The organism is Devosia lucknowensis (assembly GCF_900177655.1).
Lineage (GTDB): Bacteria > Pseudomonadota > Alphaproteobacteria > Rhizobiales > Devosiaceae > Devosia > Devosia lucknowensis.
This window is the reverse complement of sequence record NZ_FXWK01000002.1, coordinates 1,120,244-1,141,041: the sequence shown is the minus strand read 5'-3', so window position 1 is coordinate 1,141,041 and position 20,798 is coordinate 1,120,244. Positions and strand designations below refer to the sequence as shown.

The window sequence follows — 20,798 nt, the reverse complement described above, 5'->3', positions numbered from 1 at the left end:
AAACCGGTTAAAACCCATGAATATGCGGTTAAATTTGACGTTTACCGGTCAGATGCTGACGGAAACTTAGCGTCTGCGCGGGTACTTGCTGACCATAGGTTAACCTTTGGCCCCGCGTGCTGCGGCCACCTAAAACTGCAAAATTGTCAAAAAAGCTTTTGACCGTCCGATTACGGGACAGTGGGTCGAGCGTCAGCTCTGGGCGCGGGTCAGGACGATCGACAGGTCGCCCATGCTGGTGCCGATGTTGACGCGGTAGGGAATGAAGTAACCGGTCTGCCCGAGCGGCGCGTACCACAGGATCATCCGGCTGGTCTCAGCCATGTAGGTTGTCATTTCCGAGCTTTCGAAATGGCCGGAGATCGGCTGGTAATCGACCGAGCAGGCAACGAGGGGACCCTGGTAGCCGGTCCGCGGTGACGTGGCCTCGTCATTGTCGAGAAAGCCCATCTTGATGTCGAAGCGCTCGACGCCGGTGAAAATCTTGAGCGTGCGGTCGCAGAGGCTGCGGTCGAGGGCCGTCCCCTTGATCACGAAAGCCGACAGAAAATCGCCCACGCCATTGAGGTGGCGACGCTCGAGCGGGATCCGGTCGTAGGAATCGAGCACCGGCGGATTGACCTGGAACGTGCTGACATTGCGGCCGTCATAACCGACATTGACGTTGAAGGTCTCGCCATTGGCCTTGGTCTCGAGCGCGAACGTCTCCGACTGCAGCGTCGATCCGGAGGAAGAGCCGGTCGCCTTGGCATTGGCGGTGCCGCTCGCGACGACCGTTCCGAGGCCGGCGACCCGCGCCGACACATCCAGCCCGTATTGCCGCCCATTGTCGGTGAGCCCGACATCGACCAGCGCCACGTTGATACCACCCACGGTGACGACGTAACTGGCGCGCGCGTCCACCTCGGCTGCGTGGACGGCGAGCGGGGCGAGCACGGTGAAGAGTGCGAGGGCGGGTCGGATCACGTTGGGTCTTCTCGGCTGCAGGATGCCCGCGCATCCCGGCGGGCAAACGAATCACTGGATCGTCAGAAGGTGCCGCTCCCTCGGGGCTGAAGCAAGGCGCTCGCGGGCGCTTGAATCGGCGCTCGGGTTGACGCGCAGCCCCCAATTCTCTAAAGAGCGCGGGATTTCATCACAATCGAGGCCCGTAGCGGGACGATCCCGCCACGCAGGACCTTTACACAAACAAGGATATCACCAATGGCACGTCGCTGCGAGCTTACCGGCAAGGGCGTTTTGATGGGCAACACCGTTTCGCACGCCCTCAACCGTCACCGCCGCCGTTTTCTTCCCAACCTCATCAACGTCACGCTGCTCTCCGAAGCGCTGAACCGTCCGGTCAAGCTGCGCGTCTCCGCTGCAGCACTGCGCACCGTCGAGCACCGCGGTGGCCTCGATGCCTTCCTGATCAAGCAGGACGACGCCGACCTGTCGCCGCTGGCTCTGGGCATCAAGAAGGAAGTCCGCGCCGCTCTCGCCGGCTAAGCGGTTTTCCAGACCAGTTTCGACCGCGTGGCGGGCAACCGCCGCGCGGTTTTGTTTTGGGGTCTCCACCTTCGTCATTGCCCGGCTTGACCGGGCAATCCAGACGATGCGACAGCGCCCCCTGGACTACCCGGTCAAGCCGGGTAGTGACGATGGCGGGAATTTCCTGCTAAATGACGACATCCGCACCGGTCTCCTGCCGGCCGCGGACAATTAAAGGTACAGTCCGATGCTGTCTCGTTTCCTGGTGGCCGTTGCCGCCATGGTGGCCGTGGTCGCCGCCTCCAACGTTCTCGTGCAATTTCCAGTCGGTGTGACGCTGGGGGGCATCAATCTCGGTGACATCCTCACCTGGGGTGCTTTCACCTACCCCGTGGCCTTTCTCGTCACCGACCTCTCCAATCGCGCCTTCGGGCCGCAACGGGCCCGCCTCGTGGTCGTGGCAGGCTTTGTGGTTGCGGTGATCCTCTCGATCTGGCTGGCGACGCCGCGCATTGCCATTGCTTCGGGCTCGGCTTTCCTGGTCGCGCAGATGCTCGACATTTCGATCTTCCACCGGCTGCGCAATGGCGCCTGGTGGCACGCGCCGATGTTCTCGTCGCTGTTCTCGTCGGCGCTGGACACGGCGATCTTCTTTTCGCTGGCCATGGCGCCGGCCTTTGCCGGCATCGACAGCTTCTTCGGGCTCGAGGATTCCTCGCTTGCCTTCCCCGCTCCGCTGCTCGGCGTCGGCCCCGAGGTGGAACTCTGGCAGTCGCTCGCCCTCGGAGACTTCCTGGTCAAGCTGGTGATGGCGGTGCTGATGCTCGCGCCCTACAAGACCGTCCGCGATCTCGTGCTGAAGCGGATTCCAGTGGCGGCGTAGTCGCAGGACCCCACCCAACCTCCCCCTGACGAAGGGGGAGGAGCGCATCGCGTTCGTCTCGATATTTTGCTTACGCACGGGCCGGCCGCTCCCCGCCTTTCGGGGGGAGGCCCGGTGGGAACTACTCGGGCAGCGCGAATTCCAGGATCAGGGTGCGCTGCCAGTCGTTGAAATTATTGTCCGAGCCGATGAGGATGCGCGTTTCGCCGCCGGGCGTCTGATGCACCATGAGGCTTTCCATGTTGTCGATCTCGCCGCCCTGCGCCGAGAGCAGCAGCTCGCCCTTCATCAGATTGCCCGGCTTCACCTGATCGGCGGGAACGCGCCGGAGGTTCATGACGAAGGCGAAGAGTGACACCCCCCGCTCGAGCACAAGCAGGTCGCCGTTGGGAAGGAACTTGCAGTCGGTAGGATTGACGATCGGGCTATTGACATAGGTCACGGGCCCCTTGTCGTTGACGCCCAGGAATTCCCCGCGATGATTGCCGTCCTCGTCCAGCGCCTCTTCGGTGAGCAGGAGCGTCGATCCGGCAATCGGCGACGCCTCGGGCGCGATGCAGACCGACTCGATGGACTCATTGGTGCGCAGGTCGGTCAGCCACTGCGGAATGGGCACTTCACGCGCCGCACCGCCCGGGCGCCCGTCCGTAATGGCGAAATCGGCAACCCGCGTCAGGTGCTCGAACCCCACGCGCACCGCCACGGGCACGCCGTCGCGCCAGATCGTGTCCATGCCCTCGGCATCGCGCGCATACTGACGGGGCAGCACGTCGCCGGCCGAGTTGCGCATGGGCTCGATGGTGACGCCGATGAAGCCGATCAAACGGTCGGCCTCGTCATAGGCCAGTTGTCCGGCAACGAAATTGCCCCTGTCGGTGACGAAACTGACGCGCTGATCGGCGCCCGTCTGGGATACGCTCGACAAGCCGCCGAACGTATCGTCGGGGCTTTGCAGCGTCATGCCGCCGCGGAAGATGAGCCTATCCACCGGCTGGTCGAGATCGGCACCCCTGAACCGCGTCACCGGCGCGGCGCTGACCGTCGCATCCACGGCCCCCGCGGGGACCACCGGAAGCAGCAGGGCAGCGACAAGCGCGACGCGGCAGATCATCCCCGGCCCCGACGCCGGGCCTGAGCGGGCATTTCCTCGTCAAAGAGCGCTGCCAGCTCGTCAGTGAGCGCGCCGGCCAGCTCCTCGGCATCGAGCAGCGTCACGGCGCGGCGATAATAGCGCGTCACGTCGTGGCCGATGCCGACGGCCACCAGCTGGATCGGCGAGCGGGTTTCGATGTCCTCGATCACCTGGCGCAGGTGCGCTTCCAGATAGTTGCCGGCATTGACGCTCTGGGTCGAGTCATCGACCGGAGCGCCGTCGGAGATCACCATGAGGATGCGACGCTGCTCGGGCCGTGCCATCAGGCGCTTGCGCGCCCATTCGAGCGCCTCACCGTCGATGTTCTCCTTGAGGAGACCTTCGCGCATCATGAGGCCCAGATTGCGGCGGGCATGGCGCCAGGGCTCGTCGGCGGCCTTGTAGATGATGTGCCTGATATCATTGACGCGGCCGGGATTGGCCGGGCGATTGGCTTCGAGCCAGGCTTCGCGCGACTTGCCGCCCTTCCAGGCGCGCGTCGTGAACCCGAGGATTTCCACCTTCACGCCGCACCGCTCGAGCGTGCGCGCGAGAATGTCGCCGCAGATCGCCGCGATGGTGATCGGGCGGCCGCGCATGGAGCCGGAATTGTCGATCAGGAGGGTCACGACGGTGTCGCGGAAATCGGTGTCGTTCTCGACCTTGAAGCTGAGGGCCTGCAACGGATCGGTGACAACGCGGGTGAGGCGCGCGGTGTCGAGCAGCCCTTCCTCGAGATCGAACTGCCAGCTCCGGTTCTGCTTGGCCATCAGGCGGCGCTGCAGTTTGTTGGCAAGCCGCGCCACTGCACCGGCGAGGTTTTCGAGCTGCTTGTCGAGCAGCGCCCGCAACTGGTCGAGTTCGTCGGGCGGGCAGAGTTCGGCGGCCTTGACGATCTCGTCGTACTTCTGCGTGAAGACCTTGTAGTTGAACTGGTTCGAGAGACGTTCGCCGCCGTCCTTGGCGGGCGGTGGCATCGGCGCATCTTCGCCGGCCTCTGCCTCGGCATCGTCGTCGCTGTCGGCCATGTCGGCCTCCATGCCTTCGACGTCGCCGGTCTCTTCGCTTTCGCCGGCCTGCTGGTCCTCTTCGCTTTCCGACTGCTCGTTTTCGCCGTCACCCTGCTCCTGAGCCTGATCGGCGCCCTGCGCCTGCTCGGGCTGGCTGTCCTCGGCCGCCTCTTCGTCGCTGTCGGCAGGATCCTGCATATCGCTTTCGGCGATGAGGTTGAGGTCGCGCAGCACCTTGCGGGCGGCCTTCGAGAAGGCGTCCTGGTCCTCATAGGTGTCGATCAGCGCATCGATGGAGGTGCCGGCCTTGGATTCAATTTCCTTGCGCCACAGGTCGACAAGCGCGTGACCGGAGGGCGGGACCTCCACGCCGGCCAGTTTCTCGCGCAGGATCAGGCCCAGGGCCTCGGCCAGCGGCGCATCGTCCTTGGCATCGACCTCGGCGAAATTGGCGCGGAACAGCCGGTCTTCCAGCATTTCATGGATATTGCCCACCATGCCCGGCATGCGGATGCAGCCGAGCGACTCCACGCGCGCCTGCTCCAGCGCGTCGAATGCCGCGCGTGCCTGCGGATCCATCGGGCTGCGCTTGCGGTGAGCATCGGCATCGTGGCTGGCAAGGCGCATGGCCATGGCGTCGCCCTGGCCGCGGGCAATGGCGATGTCACGCCTGGTGGGCAGGCGCGGCAGGTTTGCCAGGCGCGCCCGATCCGAGGTGAGCAACGGCCGATCGGCGGTGAAGGTCACTTCCAGGTCGGCCTTGCCACCGATCGCACGCACCGTGGCGCCCATGGCCGACTTGAAGGCCTGGGTCTGGTCGGGCTTGTTGGGCTTGCTGCGCGGAGGAATTGCCATGATTACGCTCGCCGATTGTGAGGAAGGCCCCCTCACCCGCCGCTTGCGCGGCGACCTCTCCCCCAAGGGAAAGGCAAGAAACTCGGTGCCCCCTTCACCTCTCCCTTGGGGGAGAGGCCGGCCGAAGGCCGGATGAGGGGGCCTTACGACACTAAGCCATGACGGCGAGGTTAGCGGACGATTCCGGCAGGTCTTCGCCGAACACGCGCTGGTAGAACTCGGCCACGACGGGGCGTTCGAGTTCGTCGCACTTGTTGAGGAAGGTGAGGCGGAAGGCAAAGCCGATATCGCCACCGAAGATCACGGCATTTTCGGCCCAGGTGATGACACCGCGCGGCGACATGACCGTGGAGATATCGCCATTGATGAAGGCCGAGCGCGTGAGATCGGCCAGGCGCACCATGTTGGCGACCTGCTTCTTGCCCTTCTCGCTCTCGCCATAGGCCTTGTTCTTGGCCAGGACGATGCCGACTTCCTTGTCGTGCGGCAGGTAGTTGAGCGTCGTCACGATGCTCCAGCGGTCCATCTGGCCCTGATTGATCTGCTGCGTGCCGTGATAGAGACCCGACGTATCACCCAGACCAATGGTATTGGTGGTCGAGAACAGGCGGAAAGCCGGATGCGGCACGATCACGCGGTTCTGGTCGAGGAGGGTCAGGCGACCCGACTGCTCCAGAACGCGCTGGATCACGAACATCACGTCCGGACGGCCGGCATCGTATTCGTCAAAGACCAGCGCGACATTGTTCTGCACGGCCCAGGGCAGGATGCCGTCGCGGAATTCGGTGATCTGCTTGCCGTCCTTGAGAACGATGGCGTCCTTGCCGACAAGGTCGATACGCGACACGTGGCTGTCGAGATTGACGCGGACCAGCGGCCAATTGAGGCGCGCCGCGACCTGCTCGATATGGGTCGACTTGCCGGTGCCGTGGTAGCCCTGGACCATGACACGACGGTTGAAGGCAAAGCCGGCGAGGATGGCCAGCGTGGTATTGCGATCGAACAGATAGTCGGGGTCGACGGGCGGCACGTGGTCGGTGCGATCCTTGTAGCCCATGACCTTCATGTCGGTATCGATGCCGAAGATTTCCCGCGCGCTGTATTCGTGGTCGGGCAGATTGGCGAATTCGGTCATGGTCGGGCTCTTGGAAGGTCGGAAAGAAATTCTGAAAGGCGGTGGCTCTATAGCAGCATTGTGACGAGCCGGGTAGCCTGGGGATGGCGTGACGCACTAGCCGCCGCAGCGGGTTTCAGCGCACCACGAAGCCCTGCTTCTTGAGGTGGGTATAGGCGGCGATCACCGAACGCAGGCGCTCTTCGGACGAAGCATCGCCGCCATTGACGTCCGGATGGTGCTTCTTGACCAGATCCTTGTAGGCGGCCTTGATCTCGTCGGACTTGGCATGGCGCGTGAAGCCCAGCGTTTCCAGCGCCCGGCGGTCCGGCTCGTTGAGCGGCTTGACGCGTTCGGCAGCCGGACGCTTGGACTGCTGATAGCGGTAGCGGGCGAAAACGCCGAAGGGATCACCGTATTTGTCGCCCAGTTGCGCGTTGCCACGGCCAGCGGCGGCACGCGCCGTATTCGGATTGCCGGTGGCAAAGCTCGACCGCGACTCCGCCTTGGGCGGGGCATGCAGCGCTTCTTCCAGCTCATCCGGGCTCATGCCGGCAAAATAATTGAACGCCTTGTTGTAGTGACGCACATGCTCGAGGCAGAAGGTGTGATATTGCCCCTCCGACCGCACGCCCTTGGGCGCCTTGAACTCACCGGGTTCCTCGCAGCCTTCCCAATCGCAGACCGCGTCCACAGGCTCGGGCTTTTCATCCCGGCGCGAACGGATGCGAATGTTGTCGAAGAGCTTGGATTGCAGTTTCATCGTGCCTAGCTAGTTCTTTTACAGACGTTTTTGAAAGGCGAAAGCCCATGTCCATGACGGACACGATCCACGCCAAGCTCACCGAAAAATTCGCGCCCACCCAACTGGAGGTGATCGACGAATCCATGTCCCACCATGGTCACGCCGGCTGGCGGGAGGGTGGTGAAACCCATTTTCGTGTCAGAATCGCGACCCGCAATTTTGACGGGATGAGCCGCGTTGCGCAACACCGTGCGGTGATGGATGCGCTTGAAGCAGAATTGAAGGCCCGGGTGCACGCCCTGGCCATCGAGGTTTTGCCGGCCGCCTAGAGCGCACGCATCTCTTCGAGATATCCCCGAACCTGGTCGGGATCGACGTTCTTCTCGATGAACGCCTGCCCGATGCCGCGGGTGAGGATGAAGGTCAGCGCCCCGCGCGAAACCTTCTTGTCCTGCGCGATCGCCGCCATCAGGGTATCGGTCGAGCCGAGCGTTCCGGGGATATCAGCCAATGTGGTGGGCAGGCCCGCCAGCTTCAAGTGTGCCGCGACCCGGCCGCTGTCCTGGCCCGGCGCGAGGCCCAGCCTGCAGGAGAAGCCGTGCGCCAGCACCATGCCGATGGCGACGCCTTCGCCATGCAGCAGGCGGTCGGAATAGCCCGTGTCCTTTTCCAGCGCATGCCCGAATGTGTGACCGAGATTGAGCAGGGCGCGAACACCCATTTCCTTCTCATCCTCGATCACCACCCGCGCCTTGTGGGCGCAGCAGCGGGCGATGGCCTCGCCGCGCGCCGGGCCACCGGCAAAGATTTCGGCCCTGTTGGCCTCGAGCCACTCGAAGAAATCAGGATCGTCGATCAGCCCGTACTTGACCACTTCCGCATAGCCTGCGGCGAACTGGCGGGCGCTGAGCGTATCGAGGGCCGAAAGGTCGGCCAGCACCAGCTTGGGCTGGTGAAAGGCGCCGACGAGATTCTTGCCATGCGGCGAATTGATGCCGGTCTTGCCGCCCACCGACGAGTCCACCTGGGCCAGCAGCGAGGTGGGAATCTGCACGAAATCCATGCCGCGGCGGGTGATCGACGCGGCAAAGCCGGCAAGATCGCCGATGACCCCGCCCCCCAGAGCGATGACGAGGTCACCGCGTTCGAGCCTGGCCGCGAGGAGGCCTTCGACCACGCGCTCGAGCATGGCATAGGACTTGGTCGCCTCCCCCGCTGGCAGCACTATGGTGCCATAGGAGAGACCGGCGGCCTCGAGACCAGCCACGAGCCGCGGCAATTGCGCCTCGGCCACGGTCTCGTCGGTGACGATGCCATAGCGGCGTCCGGGAAACTTTTCAGCCAGGATCGCCCCGGCCTCGTCGATCAGCCTGGGCCCGATCAGGATGTCGTAGGCGCGCTCGCCCAGGGCAACGTGGACTGTGTGGTCGATCTGGGCCATGAACTTGCCTATCGGGTCTTGAGGTGGTCGAGCAGCGCGCCGATGACGTCGGCAGCGACATTGTCCTGCGGCACGTCACGGCTGAGGACGGTGACGTCGGCTTCGGCGTAGATGGGATAGCGATCCTCGATCAGCTTTTCGAGCGTGCCCCTGGGGTCGGCAGTCTTGAGCAGGGGCCGGTTCGATCGCCGCGACACGCGCTCGAACAGCACGTCGAGATCGGCCTTGAGCCAGACCGAAATCGCCTCGGCCTTGACCAGGGCGCGGGTATCCAGGTTGACGAAGGCACCGCCACCGGTGGCCAGCACGATGTCCTGTTCCTTGAGCAGCCGGGCAATGACCCGCATCTCGCCGGCGCGAAACTCGCCCTCGCCGCGCTGCTCGAAGATTTCGGGAATGCTCATCTGCGCTGCGCGCTCGATTTCCTCGTCGCTGTCGATGAACTGGCGTCCGAGGCGCGCCGCCAGCCGGCGCCCGACTGTGGTCTTACCGGCCCCCATCATGCCGACGAGAACGAGCGGCCGACCGCCCAGCCGGTTGGCCAGCGCCTTGGCCCGGCCCTGCCGTCCACCGCCATCGGTCTTGCTCACCTGCCGCGCCCTCCGCTCTTGGCCGCTATCAACCGGGCGCGGCCCAAGCTGTCAAGCTTGGAGCGCGGTGGTTGATCCCGTGCAAGGCATTGGGCGACACTGGGCACAACAGAACGGCAACCATTTGCCGCTAGGTTTTGCCTTTCAAGACACGCCGGGAATTTGCCATGCCCTCGCTCATCCGCCTTCTCATCACCCTGCTCTTTCTAGGCGGTCTGGTTTACGCGGGCATGTTTGCACTCGTGACCTTCGTCGAGCCGACGCCCAAGGAAGTCAATCAGCGCATTCCGACCCGCGAATTGCTTGGCGAGACGGAGGCGGCGCGGCCCGGCGCCAACAACCTTCCGCAGCCCAATGTCACATCCCAGCCCAGCACCGGGCAATGAGCGGACACCTGGTATCGAGCTTTCTCGAAATGATGAGCGCCGAACGCGGCGCCGCGGCCAATACGATTGAAGCCTATCGCCGCGACCTGACCCACTACGCCGATTTCGTCGCGCACAAGGGCAAGACCCTGCTGACTGCCGATCGGGATACCGTAACCGCCTGGCTCGAGGACCTGGACAACGAAGGCCTCTCGGCCTCGTCGACGGCGCGCCACCTGTCGGCAGTCCGGCAATTCCACAAGTTTCTCTGTGCCGACAGCCTGCGCAGCGACGACCCGACGCGCATCGTCGCCAGTCCCAAGGCGCGGCGCGCCCTTCCCAAAATTCTGTCGGTTGCCGAAGTCGATCGCCTGCTGACCCTGGCCGAAGCGGAAGCCAATGCCGACGCCGACCCTGCCAAACAAATGGCCGCGCAACGGCTCTATGTGTTGCTCGAACTGCTTTACGCATCGGGCCTGCGCGTGTCGGAGCTGGTTGGCCTCAAGCGCGCCGCCGTGATGCGGGAAGGCGCCTTCCTGACTGTGACAGGCAAGGGCAACAAGGATCGCGTGGTGCCCGTGAACGACCGCGCCAGGGACGCTGTGCGTCATTGGGTGGCCAAGCTGGAGCCGGGCCCCTACCTGTTCCCGGCCAAGGGCGAAGACGGACATTTGTCGCGCCAGGTCTTCGCACGGGACCTCAAGGGACTGGCCGGCCGTGCCGGAATTTCGTCGTCACGCGTGGCCCCGCATGTGCTTCGCCATGCCTTTGCCAGTCATCTGCTGTCCGGCGGCGCCGACCTTCGCGTCGTACAGATGCTGCTCGGACACGCCGATATTTCCACAACCCAGATCTACACCCACGTTCTGGACGAAAAGCTGCGCAGCCTCGTGGAAAGCCACCATCCGCTGGCCGAAGGCTGACCCGGGCGAACGAAATACCAACCATTTCGCGCCCAGAGCTTGACTTGCCATTGCTCCGTCGCCACTTTCCGGCCACTTTAAAGGGCAAGAGCAGCGGCCATCACGCATGGGCCGCATGGCCTTGCCGGAACAATGACCCTTACGGGCGGTGGGATGCAGTCTTATCTCGATTTTGAAAAGCCGGTCGCCGATCTTGAAGCCAAGATCGTTGAACTGAAATCGCTGGCACAGACCGACCAGGCCGTGTCCATCGACGAAGAGGTCAACCGGCTGTCCGCCCGCGCCGACGAGGCGCTGGTCGAGATTTATCGCAAGCTCACGCCCTGGCAGAAGACGCAGGTCGCGCGCCACCCGCAGCGCCCGCATTTTTCGGACTATGTGCGCTCGCTGATCACGGAATGGACGCCGCTGGCCGGCGATCGCAAGTACGGCGAAGACGCAGCCCTGCAGGCAGGCTTCGGCCGCTTCAACGGCATGCCGGTTGCCGTGCTCGGACAGGAGAAGGGCAACTCGACCGAGACCCGTCTCAAGCATAATTTCGGCATGGCCAATCCCGAGGGCTATCGCAAGGCCGTCCGCATCATGGACATGGCTGACCGCTTCTCGATTCCGGTCATATCGTTTGTCGATACGGCCGGCGCCTATCCCGGCATCGGCGCGGAAGAACGCGGCCAGGCCGAGGCCATCGCCCGCTCGACCGAAAAAGGCCTGGAACTTGGCGTTCCCAACATCGCCATCATCATCGGCGAAGGCGGATCGGGCGGTGCCATCGCCATCGCCACGGCGAACCGCGTGCTGATGCTGGAAAACGCGATCTATTCGGTGATTTCGCCCGAAGCCGGCGCCTCGATCCTGTTCCGCGACGCGGCCCGCGCGCAGGACATGGCAACCGCCCAGAAGATCACGGCGCAGGACCTTCTCGGCTTCGGCGTCATCGACGGCATCATCCACGAGCCGGCCGGCGGCGCCCATCGCCATCAGGCGGCCGTGATGGATGCCACCCGTGGCGCCCTCGATACCTTCCTGAAGGATTTCGCCGGCAAGTCGCGCCTCGAAACGCGCGAACACCGTCGCGAAAAATTCCTCGCCATCGGCACCAATCTCTAGTTCTGCCCCAAGGCGCCGGGCATTTGCCCGGCCATCCTTTCCCTACACATGCGCGTGAACTGCCCCCGCTTCCGGCCCTGTCGGCGGCGTGGTAAAGGCTTCGTTCACTGCATGGGCTCATATTGCGCTAACCTATTGCCCCATGCGGGCGCGCTTCAGTGACGGGCTGGATTGTCTTGACTGCGAACTTCTTTCATCGCCTTGGCGCGATCATCATCCTGTGTTGGCTGGCCGTGGGCCTGGCCGCCTGCTCCAATTTCGTCAAGGGCGGCGACAACCGCCACAACCAGCCCCTGTCCGGTGGCGTAGTGCAGGGCCTGCGCAGCATGGGATCATCCCCATCCGAAGGCATGGTAATCCGCATCTTCAAGGAGGAGTCGGTTCTCGAAGTCTGGAAAAAGACCGCCACCGGCACCTACAAGCACTTCAAGTCCTACGAAATCTGCGCCTATTCGGGCGACCTCGGACCAAAATTCAAGGAAGGCGACCGTCAGAGCCCCGAGGGCTTCTATACGATCACGCCCGGCCTGATGAACCCGCGCTCGAGCTACTATCTCTCGTTCAACACCGGCTTTCCGAACAAGTTCGACCGTGTCCACGGCCGTACCGGCTCCGACCTTATGGTGCACGGCGATTGTTCGTCGCGCGGCTGCTACGCCATGACCGACGAAGGCATCGCCGAAATCTATGCGCTGGCCCGCGAGACCTTCAAGGGTGGCAATACCAGCTTCCAGCTGCAGATTTTCCCCTTCCGCATGAACACGGCCAACATGGCTCGCCATGCCACAAGCCCGCACATGGACTTCTGGAAGGACATCAAGGAAGGCCACGACTATTTCGAGCTGACCAAGACCCCTCCGGTGTGGGACGTCTGCGAAAAGCAGTACATCTTCAACCCGGCCTCCTCGGGCGCACTGGACGCGGCCGGCCCCTGCCCGCCCTCGGTGCAGAACCCGGCCCTCAGCGCCAAGCTGCAGGCCGACGAAGCGGACTTCGCCAACAAGGCCGCCGCCGCCCAGACCGCAGCCGAGCGCAAGGCGGCCGAGGAACTGGCCATCAAGGAGCGCGGGGCCGCCGTCAGCGGCTTCTTCTCGGGCTTTGGCACCATGTTCGGCGGCAATCCCGGGCAGAGTCCCAATGTTGCGCCCGTGATCTCCGGCAAGCCTGCGACGCTGCCCACGCCGGTCGCGCAGCGGCCCTAAGCGGCGGCCGGAGCGACTGCCTTGCGGCAGGGCTTTGCCCCTGCCCTGCTTCCGCCCCACTTGGGTGGGAGGGCAATGCGGCATAACCGGAGAGTGGATTGTGGATCAGCCTGAAAGCGCACCCAAGCCGGACGCTGCCTCGATCACGCTGTCCCCGGATCAGCGTCCGGTTGCGGACGAAGCCCCCGCATCGCGCGGGGTGCGACGCCAGCGCGGCAATCGATGGCCGCTGATCCTTGCCGCAAGCGGGCTCGTCCTTGGCGTGGCCGCGATCGGCGCCGCCTCCTATGTCCATATGGAAGGTCAGCGGGAAATCCTGCGCCTGTCGACCGAACTGGCGCAGCTGCGGGTCAGCCTCGACCTTTATGCCCGGACGGCCACCTCGGCAGATGATCTGACGACGATCGACACGCGCCTCAGCGCGCTGGAGCAGGGTGCTCTCGGGTCAGGCGTGCCGATGCCTGCCACCGCGGCAGTTGCGGAAGGCGTCGCTCCGCCGCCGGCACCGGCCGCGACGGCCAGCGCCGATGCCGATGCCGATTGCCTGCCCGTGGGCATGCGGCTCCTCGTGGCGTCGGGCGACCGCTACCCCATTTGCGAGCACAATGCCGAAGTGGCGGTCAGCGTCGTCGACAATGGCTATATCACGCTGGGCGACGGGACGTCGGTTGCCTCGGGCGGCACATCCCCGCTGCCGGGCAACCCGGCCTGCACCATCGCGGTGACATCGGGCGGCGACGAGGGCCTGACCGGTTATGCCGAAATCCGCGTGACCTGCTGACCCCTAAAAAACAAGGGCGACCCCGGGGTCGCCCTGTTCGGTTCTGCCTCAGGCGAACGCGCCGTGGCAGTGCTTGAACTTCTTGCCCGACCCACAGGGACAGGGCGCATTGCGCGACACCCCTTCGAGCAGCTTCGGATCGACCGGCGGCAGGCCATCAAGGCTCGCCACGTCGTCGCCGGCTGCATCGTTCTCGCCGGTCAGCGGATCGATATGGGTTTCGGTCAACTGGGCCGGATCAGGCGAGCGCGGGGGTTCCGGCTGGCGGATCTGCAACTCGACATGGCTGATCTGGGTGGTGACGAGCTCGCGCAGGTTGGCCAGCATGGCCTGGAACAGCTCGTAGGCTTCCTGCTTGTATTCGTTGAGCGGGTCACGCTGGGCGATGCCGCGCCAGCCCACGACCTTGCTCAGGTGATCGAGCATCACGAGGTGCTCGCGCCACAAGCCATCGACCGACTGCAGCAGGATGGACTTTTCGACCTGGCGCATGACTTCGGGCGAGTATTTTTCCGCCTTCGCACCCACAAGGGCATCCGCCTGCTCGCGGATACGCTCTTCCACCGTCTCGCCATCGATGCCCTCTTCCTGCGCCCATTCGGCAGCGGGAATGTCGATGTTGAGATAGGTCTTGGCTGCGGCGGCGAGCTGTTCGGTATTCCACTGTTCCGGGAAGGACCGGGCCGGGATGGCCTTGGCGACGATGTTGGCGACGACGTCGTGGCGCATCTCGGTGATGGTTTCGCTGACGTCGGTCGCGTCCATGAATTCGAGACGCTGTTCGAAGATCACCTTGCGCTGATCGTTCATCACGTCGTCGTACTTGAGGATGTTCTTGCGGATATCGAAGTTGCGCGCCTCGACCTTGCCCTGCGCGCGCTCGATGGCCTTGGTGACCCACGGATGGGTGATGCTTTCGCCCTGTTCGAGCCCGAGCTTGCCCAGCATGGAATCCATCGATTCCACCGGGAAGATGCGCATCAGGTCGTCCTGCAACGACAGGTAGAACTTGGAATGACCCGGATCGCCCTGACGGCCGGAGCGACCGCGCAATTGATTGTCGATGCGGCGCGACTCGTGGCGTTCGGTGCCGATCACCATCAGGCCACCGGCAGCGAGGGCCTTGGCCTTGTCCTCGGCGATCTTCGCCTTGATCTGGGCAATCTTCTGCTCGCGCGCTTCGCCTTCGAGCTCACCGGCCTCGCGCTCGATGCGCATTTCGAGATTACCGCCCAGCTGAATGTCGGTGCCGCGACCGGCCATGTTGGTGGCGATCGTGATGGCGCCCGGAAGGCCGGCATCGGCGACGATGAAGGCTTCCTGCTCGTGGTGACGCGCATTGAGCACGTTCATGTGCCCGACGTTCTTCTTGCGCAGGATATCGGCGAGCATTTCGCTCTTCTCGATCGAGGTCGTGCCCACCAGCACCGGCTGCCCGCGATCCTGGCAATCCTTGATGAGGTCGGCGATGGCGTCGAACTTTTCTTCCGCAGTGCGGAAGATGGCGTCGTCCTCGTCGATGCGCTGCACCGGCAGGTTGGTCGGCACCGTGGTGACGCCCAGGCTATATATGTCGGCGAATTCCTCGGCCTCTGTCGCGGCGGTACCGGTCATGCCGGCCAGCTTCTTGTAGAGGCGGAAATAGTTCTGGAAGGTGATCGAGGCCAGCGTCTGGTTTTCGGCCTGGATCTTGACTTGTTCCTTGGCCTCGAGGGCCTGGTGCAGGCCTTCCGAGTAGCGGCGGCCGGGCATCATGCGGCCCGAGAACTCGTCGATGATGACCACTTCGTCGTTGCGGACGATATAGTCCTTGTCGCGACGGAACAGCTTGTGCGCGCGCAGGGCGGAATTGGCGTGGTGCACGAGGGCGACGTTTTCCACGTCGTACATCGAGCCGCCCTTGAGCAGGCCCGCATCGGCCAGCGCCGCCTCGAGCTTTTCGACGCCCTGGTCGGTAAAGGTCGCGGAACGATGCTTCTCGTCGACCTCGTAATCGCCTTCGACGATGACAGGCATCATGCCGTCGATCTTGATGTAGAGCTCCGAACGATCCTCGGACGGCCCCGAAATGATGAGCGGCGTGCGCGCCTCGTCGACCAGGATCGAGTCCACTTCGTCGACGATCGCAAACTCATGCCCACGCTGCACCATCTGGGCGCGCGTGTACTTCATGTTGTCGCGCAGGTAATCGAAACCGAGCTCGTTATTGGTGCCGTAGGTGATGTCGGAATTGTAGGCAGCCTTGCGCTCGGCATCGGTGAGGCCGTGCACGATGACGCCCCAGCTCAGACCGAGGAAGTTGTAGATCTGGCCCATCCAGGCCGCGTCGCGCCGCACGAGGTAGTCGTTGACGGTGACCAGGTGCGCGCCCTTGCCGGTCAGCGCATTGAGGTACATCGGCAGCGTCGCCACCAGCGTCTTGCCTTCACCGGTGCGCATTTCGGCGATGGCGCGGTCGTTCATGACCATGCCGCCGATCATCTGCACGTCAAAATGCCGCATGCCCAGCACGCGCTTGCCGGCTTCGCGCACGGTGGCGAAAGCGGGCACGATGAGATCGTCGAGCGAAGCGCCCTGCTCGAGCTGCGCCTTGAACTGCGCGGTACGGGCGCGCAATTCATCGTCGCTAAGCTTGACCAGCTCGGGCTCCAGCGCGTTGATCGCTGCCACCTTGCCCTGATACCGCTTGACTTGCCTGTCGGACGGCGACCCGAAAATTTTCCGGGCAAGCGACGCAAGTGCCATGTTTTGTGGTCCTTTGTTTGTGAGCGGCGGGGCTGGTGGAGCGGGCGGCCTGCAGATGCGGGCGCTGGCGGGCCCCGTTTCGCCTCGTCACAACTTGGGGAATCCTTCTCGGTTCCCGAGCGCGGAAGTATTGCATGGTCGCGATGCACCTTTGGAGCGCACAGCTTCCCCATGCCAATTGAAAAGCGGCTGAGATGTAAGAGTGGGGGTCTGGCTTGTCAACGTATCCGAAATCGGCCACACCTTTGCGCACTTCAGGCGCAAGCATCGTTTCAGCCCGCTTCACAAGCGGATGATCGTCGACCCGGCCGGCACATTTTGGCCCCGTTGCCATGCGAGCGGGTGCAAGAGCAAATCAGACCATGCCGGCTCCATTCCCTCGGGCCGGCCAAGGAGCACGTCTTTCTCATGTTCTACCCGACCCAGCGCCTTCTGCGCGCCGCCAGCCTCGCCGCCCTCCTGCTCGCCGCCCCGGCGGTATCGAGCTTCGCGCAGGACGCCGCCGCGCCTGCAGCGGATGCGGCCACCGCGGCACCGGAAGCTGCAGCCGTGGACCCGGCGACCGTCGTGGCCACCGTCGGCGATGAGACCATCACCGAAGGCGATCTCGCTTTTGCCGCCGAGGATATGGCACAGGATCTGGCACAGATGCCGCCCGAAGAGCGCCGCGCCTTCCTCGTGCGGATCCTCATCGACATGAAGGTCATGTCCAAGGCCGCGCGTGATGCCGGCATGGACCAGACCCCGATCTTCGCCCAGCGCCAGAAGTATCTCGAGGAACGCGCCCTGCGCCGGGCCTATTTCGCCGACGCCATTGCGGCATCGATCACCGAAGAAGCGGTTCGCGCCGAGTACGAAAAGTTCGTTGCCGACTTCGTGCCCGCCGACGAAGTGCGCGCCAGCCACATCCTGGTCGAGACCGAAGAAGAAGCCAACGACCTCAAGGCCCAGCTCGACGGCGGCGCCGATTTCGCCACCCTGGCCAAGGAACATTCCATCGATCCGGGTGCAGCCAATGGCGGCGATCTCGGCTTTTTCGGCAAGGGCATGATGGTCGCGCCCTTCGAGGAAGCAGCCTTCGCGCTGGCCGAGCCGGGCGACATCTCGGCCCCGGTTCAGTCCCAGTTCGGCTGGCACATCATCAAGCTCGAGGAAAAGCGCCAGTCCCAACCGCCAACTTTCGAACAGGTGGCCGCCCAGATCCAGAACCAGCTGCTGATGACCAACTTCACCCAGAAGGTCGACGAGCTGATGAGCGGCACTACCGTGGAAATCACCGACCCCGAGCTCAAGGCCAAGTTCGACGCCCAGGAAGCCGCTGAAGAAGCCGCGGCCGCAGGCGAAGCGGCGACCGAGCAGTAGCGCTCAATATCCGATCACGGAAAGCCCGGCCGCCGCGCCGGGCTTTTTCACGCCCGATAGCCGGGCACGCCCCTGAGGACAGTATCGACCACCGCCTCGGTCTTGGTGGAGGCTTCTTCAAGATGGCCCAGCAACAGCTGATGCCAGGCGTAGGAGACGACGAGGTCGATGATCAGCGTCGCATCCGCATCTTCCGGCACTTCGCCACGCGCCCTGGCCCGCTCGACCATCTGCCTGGCGACCGCCTTGCGCTCGGCCTGATAGGCCTGAAGCGCCTCCGCAGCACCAGCGTCGGTCTGCGCCTCGGCGATGACGGCGCGATAAACGGTGCCGCAAAGGCTGTTCTTCCAGAAGCCCACCAATTGGTTGTCGAGAAAGCCGATCAGGTCCCCCCGCAGGCTGCCCGTATCCGGAAACGCCCGCGCCGTCTTGAAGCGCTTATAGACATCGAGCATGAGGCCGGTGCGATGCGGCCACCAGCGATAGATCGTGGGCTTGCCGGCCTTGGCCCGGCGAGCGACGGCTTCGATCGAAAATCCGGCGATCCCCAGTTCGCGCAACACCGCCTCGGCGGCGTCAAGAATTGCTTCCTGGCTCGCCGGATTGCGCCGCGCGCCGATGGAGCGCCGGACAGTGTCTTCTGTGTCCTGGGTCATGGCTGCACTATCGGCGAAAACAAATGCAAAGAAAAGACTTGAACGAAACGGATCGTTTCGTTATGTATCGTTACGTCCCGTTTCAATAGGTGCAACATGTCCTACTCCGCTCGAGCCCGCATGGCTTTCCTCATGACGTTCGCGGTCTATCCGGTCGTGGTCGTCTACGCATCGATCGTCAGTGCGATGACACCCGGCTGGGAATTCTGGCAGCGCAGCTTCATCATCGTGCCGTTGATGGCAACCACCATCGTCTTCTTCATCGTGCCCTTCATCACCGCCCGCTTCGGTGCGTTCATCGCCGGCCGCAAGGCCTCCTGATGCGGCTGACGATGGAACCGGAGCCCACACCGTCCTGTTTTGGTGACGAACTATCAGCGTCACCAGGTCCAGCGTGCTCAAGCCATTCGTTATCAACCGCCCCGTATTCTTCGGATCCCTCGCGATCATCGGTCTGTTTCTTGCGGTCGGAGTCGTATTCCCGCATCAGGCAGACGAGATCTTTGGCGGTCTGCAGGCCGGCATCCTGCAAAGTTTCGGCTGGCTCTACCTCCTCGCGGTAGCCGTCGTTGTCATCGGCGTCCTGCTGATCTGTATCAGCCGCTATGGGCAGCTCAAGCTGGGGCCCGACGACGCAACGCCCGATTTCGGCTTCCTGTCGTGGATCGCTATGCTGTTTGCGGCCGGCATGGGCATCGGCCTCATGTTCTACGGCGTGGGCGAACCCATGACCCACTACATGCTGCCGCCCACGGCCGAGCCTCGCTCGGTGGCGGCAGTACGCGAGGCGATGGCGGTCACCTTCTTCCACTGGGGCATTCATGCCTGGGCCATCTACGCCATTGTCGGTCTGTCGCTGGCCTATTTTGGCTACCGCTACAACCTGCCCCTGACGATACGCTCGGGCCTCTACCCACTGCTCAAGGATCGCATCAATGGCCCGATCGGGCACGCGGTCGACATCTTCGCCATCGGGGGAACCGTATTCGGCCTGGCGACATCGATGGGCGTCGGCGTCAGCCAGATCAATTCGGGCCTCAATTACCTGCTCGGCATCCCGGTGGGGCCGCAGATCCAGTTGCCGTTGATCGCCGGCATCACCTTCGCCGCCACCCTCTCGGTCGTCTCCGGCCTCGACAAGGGCGTCCGCATTCTGTCGGAACTCAATCTGGCAGTCGCAATCCTGTTGATGCTCTTTGTGCTGGTCGTGGGACCGACGGGCGAACTCTTCCGCGACCTGGTGCAGAATATCGGTCTCTATCTCGATGGCCTGGTGCTGCGCACGTTCAACATCTACGCATATGAGCCAACACCCTGGATCGATGCCTGGACGCTGTTCTATTGGGCCTGGTGGATTTCGTGGTCGCCGTTCGTGGGGATGTTCATCGCCCGCATTTCGCGTGGCCGCACGGTGCGCGAATTCATCACCGCCGTTCTGTTCATCCCTGCCGGCTTCACCTTCATCTGGATGACCGTCTTCGGCAACACCGCGATCTTCATCGACACCACGGTCGCAGCCGGAGCGCTGGGCGATGCCATTGCGCGCGACCTTTCGGTGGGCCTGTTCGAATTCTTCAACTACCTTCCCTTCCCGATGCTCACCTCGACCCTGGCCGTCATCCTGGTGGCGATCTTCTTCGTGACCTCGGCCGATTCCGGTTCGCTCGTAGTCGATGCCATCGCCGCCGGCGGCGAGACGGAAACGACCACCTTGCAGCGCGTGTTCTGGTGCGCCATGTCGGGCTCGGTGGCCGCAGGACTGCTGCTGGCCGGTGGGCTGGGCGCGTTGCAATCGGCAACCATTGCCAGCGCCCTGCCCTTCGTCCTCGTCATTCTGGCTCTGATGTGGTCGCTTCTAGCCGGCATGCGGGCCGACCTTGCCCAGCTTGAAGCGCATCGCGCGGGTGTCGGCTCGGTCCCGGCGCAGCCCGCAGCCGGGGACACCTGGCAGCGGCGCCTCGCCCTGATGCTGCGCGCGCCGCGCAAGGCCGAGGTCGAGCGCTTTATCGAAAGTGAAGTGCGGCCGGCCCTCAAGCAGGTCGCCAGCGAACTCTCGGCACGCGGGCGGCAGGCAGACGTCGAGGATGGCGAGAACGGGGCGATCGCCCTAAGAGCACCGGCGGAAGGCGTGCGCGACTTCGTCTATGGCGTTGCGCTGGCAAGCCACCCCCTTCCGGTTCTCTCACCCCGTGCGTCAACCAAGCCGGAACAGGGCTACGAGGCGCGCAGCTATTTTTCGAGCGGCAACCGGGGCTACGACATCATGGGCATGGGGCGGGACCAGATCATCGCCGATGTGCTGATGCAGTTCGAACGCTATCTTCGCCTGGTCAAGACTCCTGAAGTGCAGATCCTCCAGGGGGCGCCGGAGCATGGTGGGGGCACTTAAGGACGCCGCCTTGCGTCCGTCACACCTT

20 protein-coding genes are annotated in these 20,798 nt (G+C 63.9%); 11 read left to right on the top strand and 9 right to left on the bottom strand.

What is annotated here, in order from left to right; translation table 11 throughout:
• Window positions 1-192: 192 nt before the first annotated feature.
• Window positions 193-966 (bottom strand): DUF3108 domain-containing protein, encoded by a 774-nt coding sequence (locus CCK88_RS17990; protein WP_170926547.1) that lies wholly within the window; start codon window positions 964-966, stop codon window positions 193-195.
• Window positions 967-1,203: 237 nt separating this feature from the next.
• On the opposite strand from CCK88_RS17990, the gene rpmB reads away from it, so the two are divergent.
• Both rpmB and CCK88_RS17980 read left to right on the top strand, forming a co-directional pair.
• The gene (gene rpmB / locus CCK88_RS17985; protein ID WP_086471913.1) at window positions 1,204-1,488 is read left to right on the top strand and encodes a 50S ribosomal protein L28; all 285 of its coding nucleotides are present in this window, start codon (window positions 1,204-1,206) and stop codon (window positions 1,486-1,488) included.
• 229 nt (window positions 1,489-1,717) lie between these two features.
• On the top strand, window positions 1,718-2,353 hold the full coding sequence (locus CCK88_RS17980; protein ID WP_086471912.1) for a queuosine precursor transporter: 636 nt from the start codon (window positions 1,718-1,720) through the stop codon (window positions 2,351-2,353).
• 121 nt (window positions 2,354-2,474) lie between these two features.
• Here the strand turns inward: CCK88_RS17980 and CCK88_RS17975 are convergent, their stop codons facing one another.
• The 4 genes from CCK88_RS17975 to CCK88_RS17960 all read right to left on the bottom strand — a co-directional run bounded on the left by CCK88_RS17975 (window position 2,475) and on the right by CCK88_RS17960 (window position 7,227).
• Window positions 2,475-3,464, bottom strand: a complete 990-nt coding sequence (locus CCK88_RS17975) for an esterase-like activity of phytase family protein (protein WP_086471911.1) — start codon at window positions 3,462-3,464, stop codon at window positions 2,475-2,477.
• Window positions 3,461-5,350, bottom strand: a complete 1,890-nt coding sequence (cobT, locus tag CCK88_RS17970; RefSeq protein WP_086471910.1) for a cobaltochelatase subunit CobT — start codon at window positions 5,348-5,350, stop codon at window positions 3,461-3,463. The genes CCK88_RS17975 and cobT overlap by 4 nt, the downstream gene beginning before the upstream one ends.
• Window positions 5,351-5,501: 151 nt before the next feature.
• Window positions 5,502-6,485, bottom strand: coding sequence for a cobaltochelatase subunit CobS (cobS, locus tag CCK88_RS17965; protein WP_086471909.1), 984 nt, complete (start codon window positions 6,483-6,485; stop codon window positions 5,502-5,504).
• A 115-nt stretch (window positions 6,486-6,600) separates the two neighbouring features.
• Complete coding sequence (locus CCK88_RS17960; protein WP_086471908.1) at window positions 6,601-7,227, bottom strand: J domain-containing protein; 627 nt, start codon at window positions 7,225-7,227, stop codon at window positions 6,601-6,603.
• A gap of 47 nt (window positions 7,228-7,274) precedes the next feature.
• On the opposite strand from CCK88_RS17960, the gene CCK88_RS17955 reads away from it, so the two are divergent.
• Entirely contained in the window at window positions 7,275-7,538 is a 264-nt protein-coding gene (locus CCK88_RS17955; protein ID WP_086471907.1) for a BolA family protein, read from the top strand.
• On the opposite strand, the gene aroB is transcribed toward CCK88_RS17955, so the two are convergent.
• Together aroB and CCK88_RS17945 are read right to left on the bottom strand one after the other, a co-directional pair.
• Window positions 7,535-8,650, bottom strand: a complete 1,116-nt coding sequence (gene aroB, locus CCK88_RS17950) for a 3-dehydroquinate synthase (RefSeq protein WP_086471906.1) — start codon at window positions 8,648-8,650, stop codon at window positions 7,535-7,537. The two genes, CCK88_RS17955 and aroB, sit on opposite strands and share 4 nt — an antisense overlap.
• An 8-nt stretch (window positions 8,651-8,658) precedes the next feature.
• Window positions 8,659-9,240 (bottom strand): shikimate kinase, encoded by a 582-nt coding sequence (locus CCK88_RS17945; RefSeq protein WP_086471905.1) that lies wholly within the window; start codon window positions 9,238-9,240, stop codon window positions 8,659-8,661.
• A 167-nt stretch (window positions 9,241-9,407) separates the two neighbouring features.
• Here CCK88_RS17945 and CCK88_RS18855 point away from each other — a divergent pair, with 167 nt between their 5' ends.
• The 5 genes from CCK88_RS18855 (at window position 9,408) to CCK88_RS17920 (ending at window position 13,618) form a co-directional block, all read left to right on the top strand.
• Entirely contained in the window at window positions 9,408-9,626 is a 219-nt protein-coding gene (locus CCK88_RS18855; protein WP_342068318.1) for a hypothetical protein, read from the top strand.
• Window positions 9,623-10,528, top strand: coding sequence for a site-specific tyrosine recombinase XerD (locus tag CCK88_RS17935; protein ID WP_086471904.1), 906 nt, complete (start codon window positions 9,623-9,625; stop codon window positions 10,526-10,528). Before CCK88_RS18855 ends, CCK88_RS17935 begins: the two co-directional genes overlap by 4 nt.
• 153 nt (window positions 10,529-10,681) lie before the next feature.
• The gene (locus tag CCK88_RS17930) at window positions 10,682-11,635 is read left to right on the top strand and encodes an acetyl-CoA carboxylase carboxyltransferase subunit alpha (RefSeq protein ID WP_086471903.1); all 954 of its coding nucleotides are present in this window, start codon (window positions 10,682-10,684) and stop codon (window positions 11,633-11,635) included.
• A gap of 176 nt (window positions 11,636-11,811) precedes the next feature.
• The gene (locus CCK88_RS18580) at window positions 11,812-12,837 is read left to right on the top strand and encodes a L,D-transpeptidase family protein (protein WP_210189964.1); all 1,026 of its coding nucleotides are present in this window, start codon (window positions 11,812-11,814) and stop codon (window positions 12,835-12,837) included.
• 100 nt (window positions 12,838-12,937) lie between these two features.
• Window positions 12,938-13,618 carry a hypothetical protein gene (locus CCK88_RS17920; protein WP_086471902.1) on the top strand — a complete coding sequence of 227 codons (681 nt, stop codon included), beginning with the start codon at window positions 12,938-12,940 and terminating at the stop codon, window positions 13,616-13,618.
• Window positions 13,619-13,666: 48 nt separating this feature from the next.
• Here CCK88_RS17920 and secA read toward each other — a convergent pair whose 3' ends face one another.
• The gene (gene secA / locus CCK88_RS17915) at window positions 13,667-16,363 is read right to left on the bottom strand and encodes a preprotein translocase subunit SecA (RefSeq protein ID WP_086471901.1); all 2,697 of its coding nucleotides are present in this window, start codon (window positions 16,361-16,363) and stop codon (window positions 13,667-13,669) included.
• A 408-nt stretch (window positions 16,364-16,771) separates the two neighbouring features.
• On the opposite strand from secA, the gene CCK88_RS17910 reads away from it, so the two are divergent.
• Window positions 16,772-17,725, top strand: a complete 954-nt coding sequence (locus tag CCK88_RS17910) for a peptidylprolyl isomerase (RefSeq protein WP_140049043.1) — start codon at window positions 16,772-16,774, stop codon at window positions 17,723-17,725.
• A 47-nt stretch (window positions 17,726-17,772) separates the two neighbouring features.
• On the opposite strand, the gene CCK88_RS17905 is transcribed toward CCK88_RS17910, so the two are convergent.
• Window positions 17,773-18,381, bottom strand: a complete 609-nt coding sequence (locus CCK88_RS17905; RefSeq protein ID WP_086471899.1) for a TetR/AcrR family transcriptional regulator — start codon at window positions 18,379-18,381, stop codon at window positions 17,773-17,775.
• Between the two features lie 120 nt (window positions 18,382-18,501).
• Between CCK88_RS17905 and CCK88_RS17900 the strand changes: the two genes are divergently transcribed.
• Both CCK88_RS17900 and CCK88_RS17895 read left to right on the top strand, forming a co-directional pair.
• Window positions 18,502-18,702 (top strand): hypothetical protein, encoded by a 201-nt coding sequence (locus CCK88_RS17900; protein WP_086471898.1) that lies wholly within the window; start codon window positions 18,502-18,504, stop codon window positions 18,700-18,702.
• Between the two features lie 73 nt (window positions 18,703-18,775).
• On the top strand, window positions 18,776-20,770 hold the full coding sequence (locus CCK88_RS17895; protein WP_086471897.1) for a BCCT family transporter: 1,995 nt from the start codon (window positions 18,776-18,778) through the stop codon (window positions 20,768-20,770).
• Window positions 20,771-20,798: the final 28 nt, after the last annotated feature.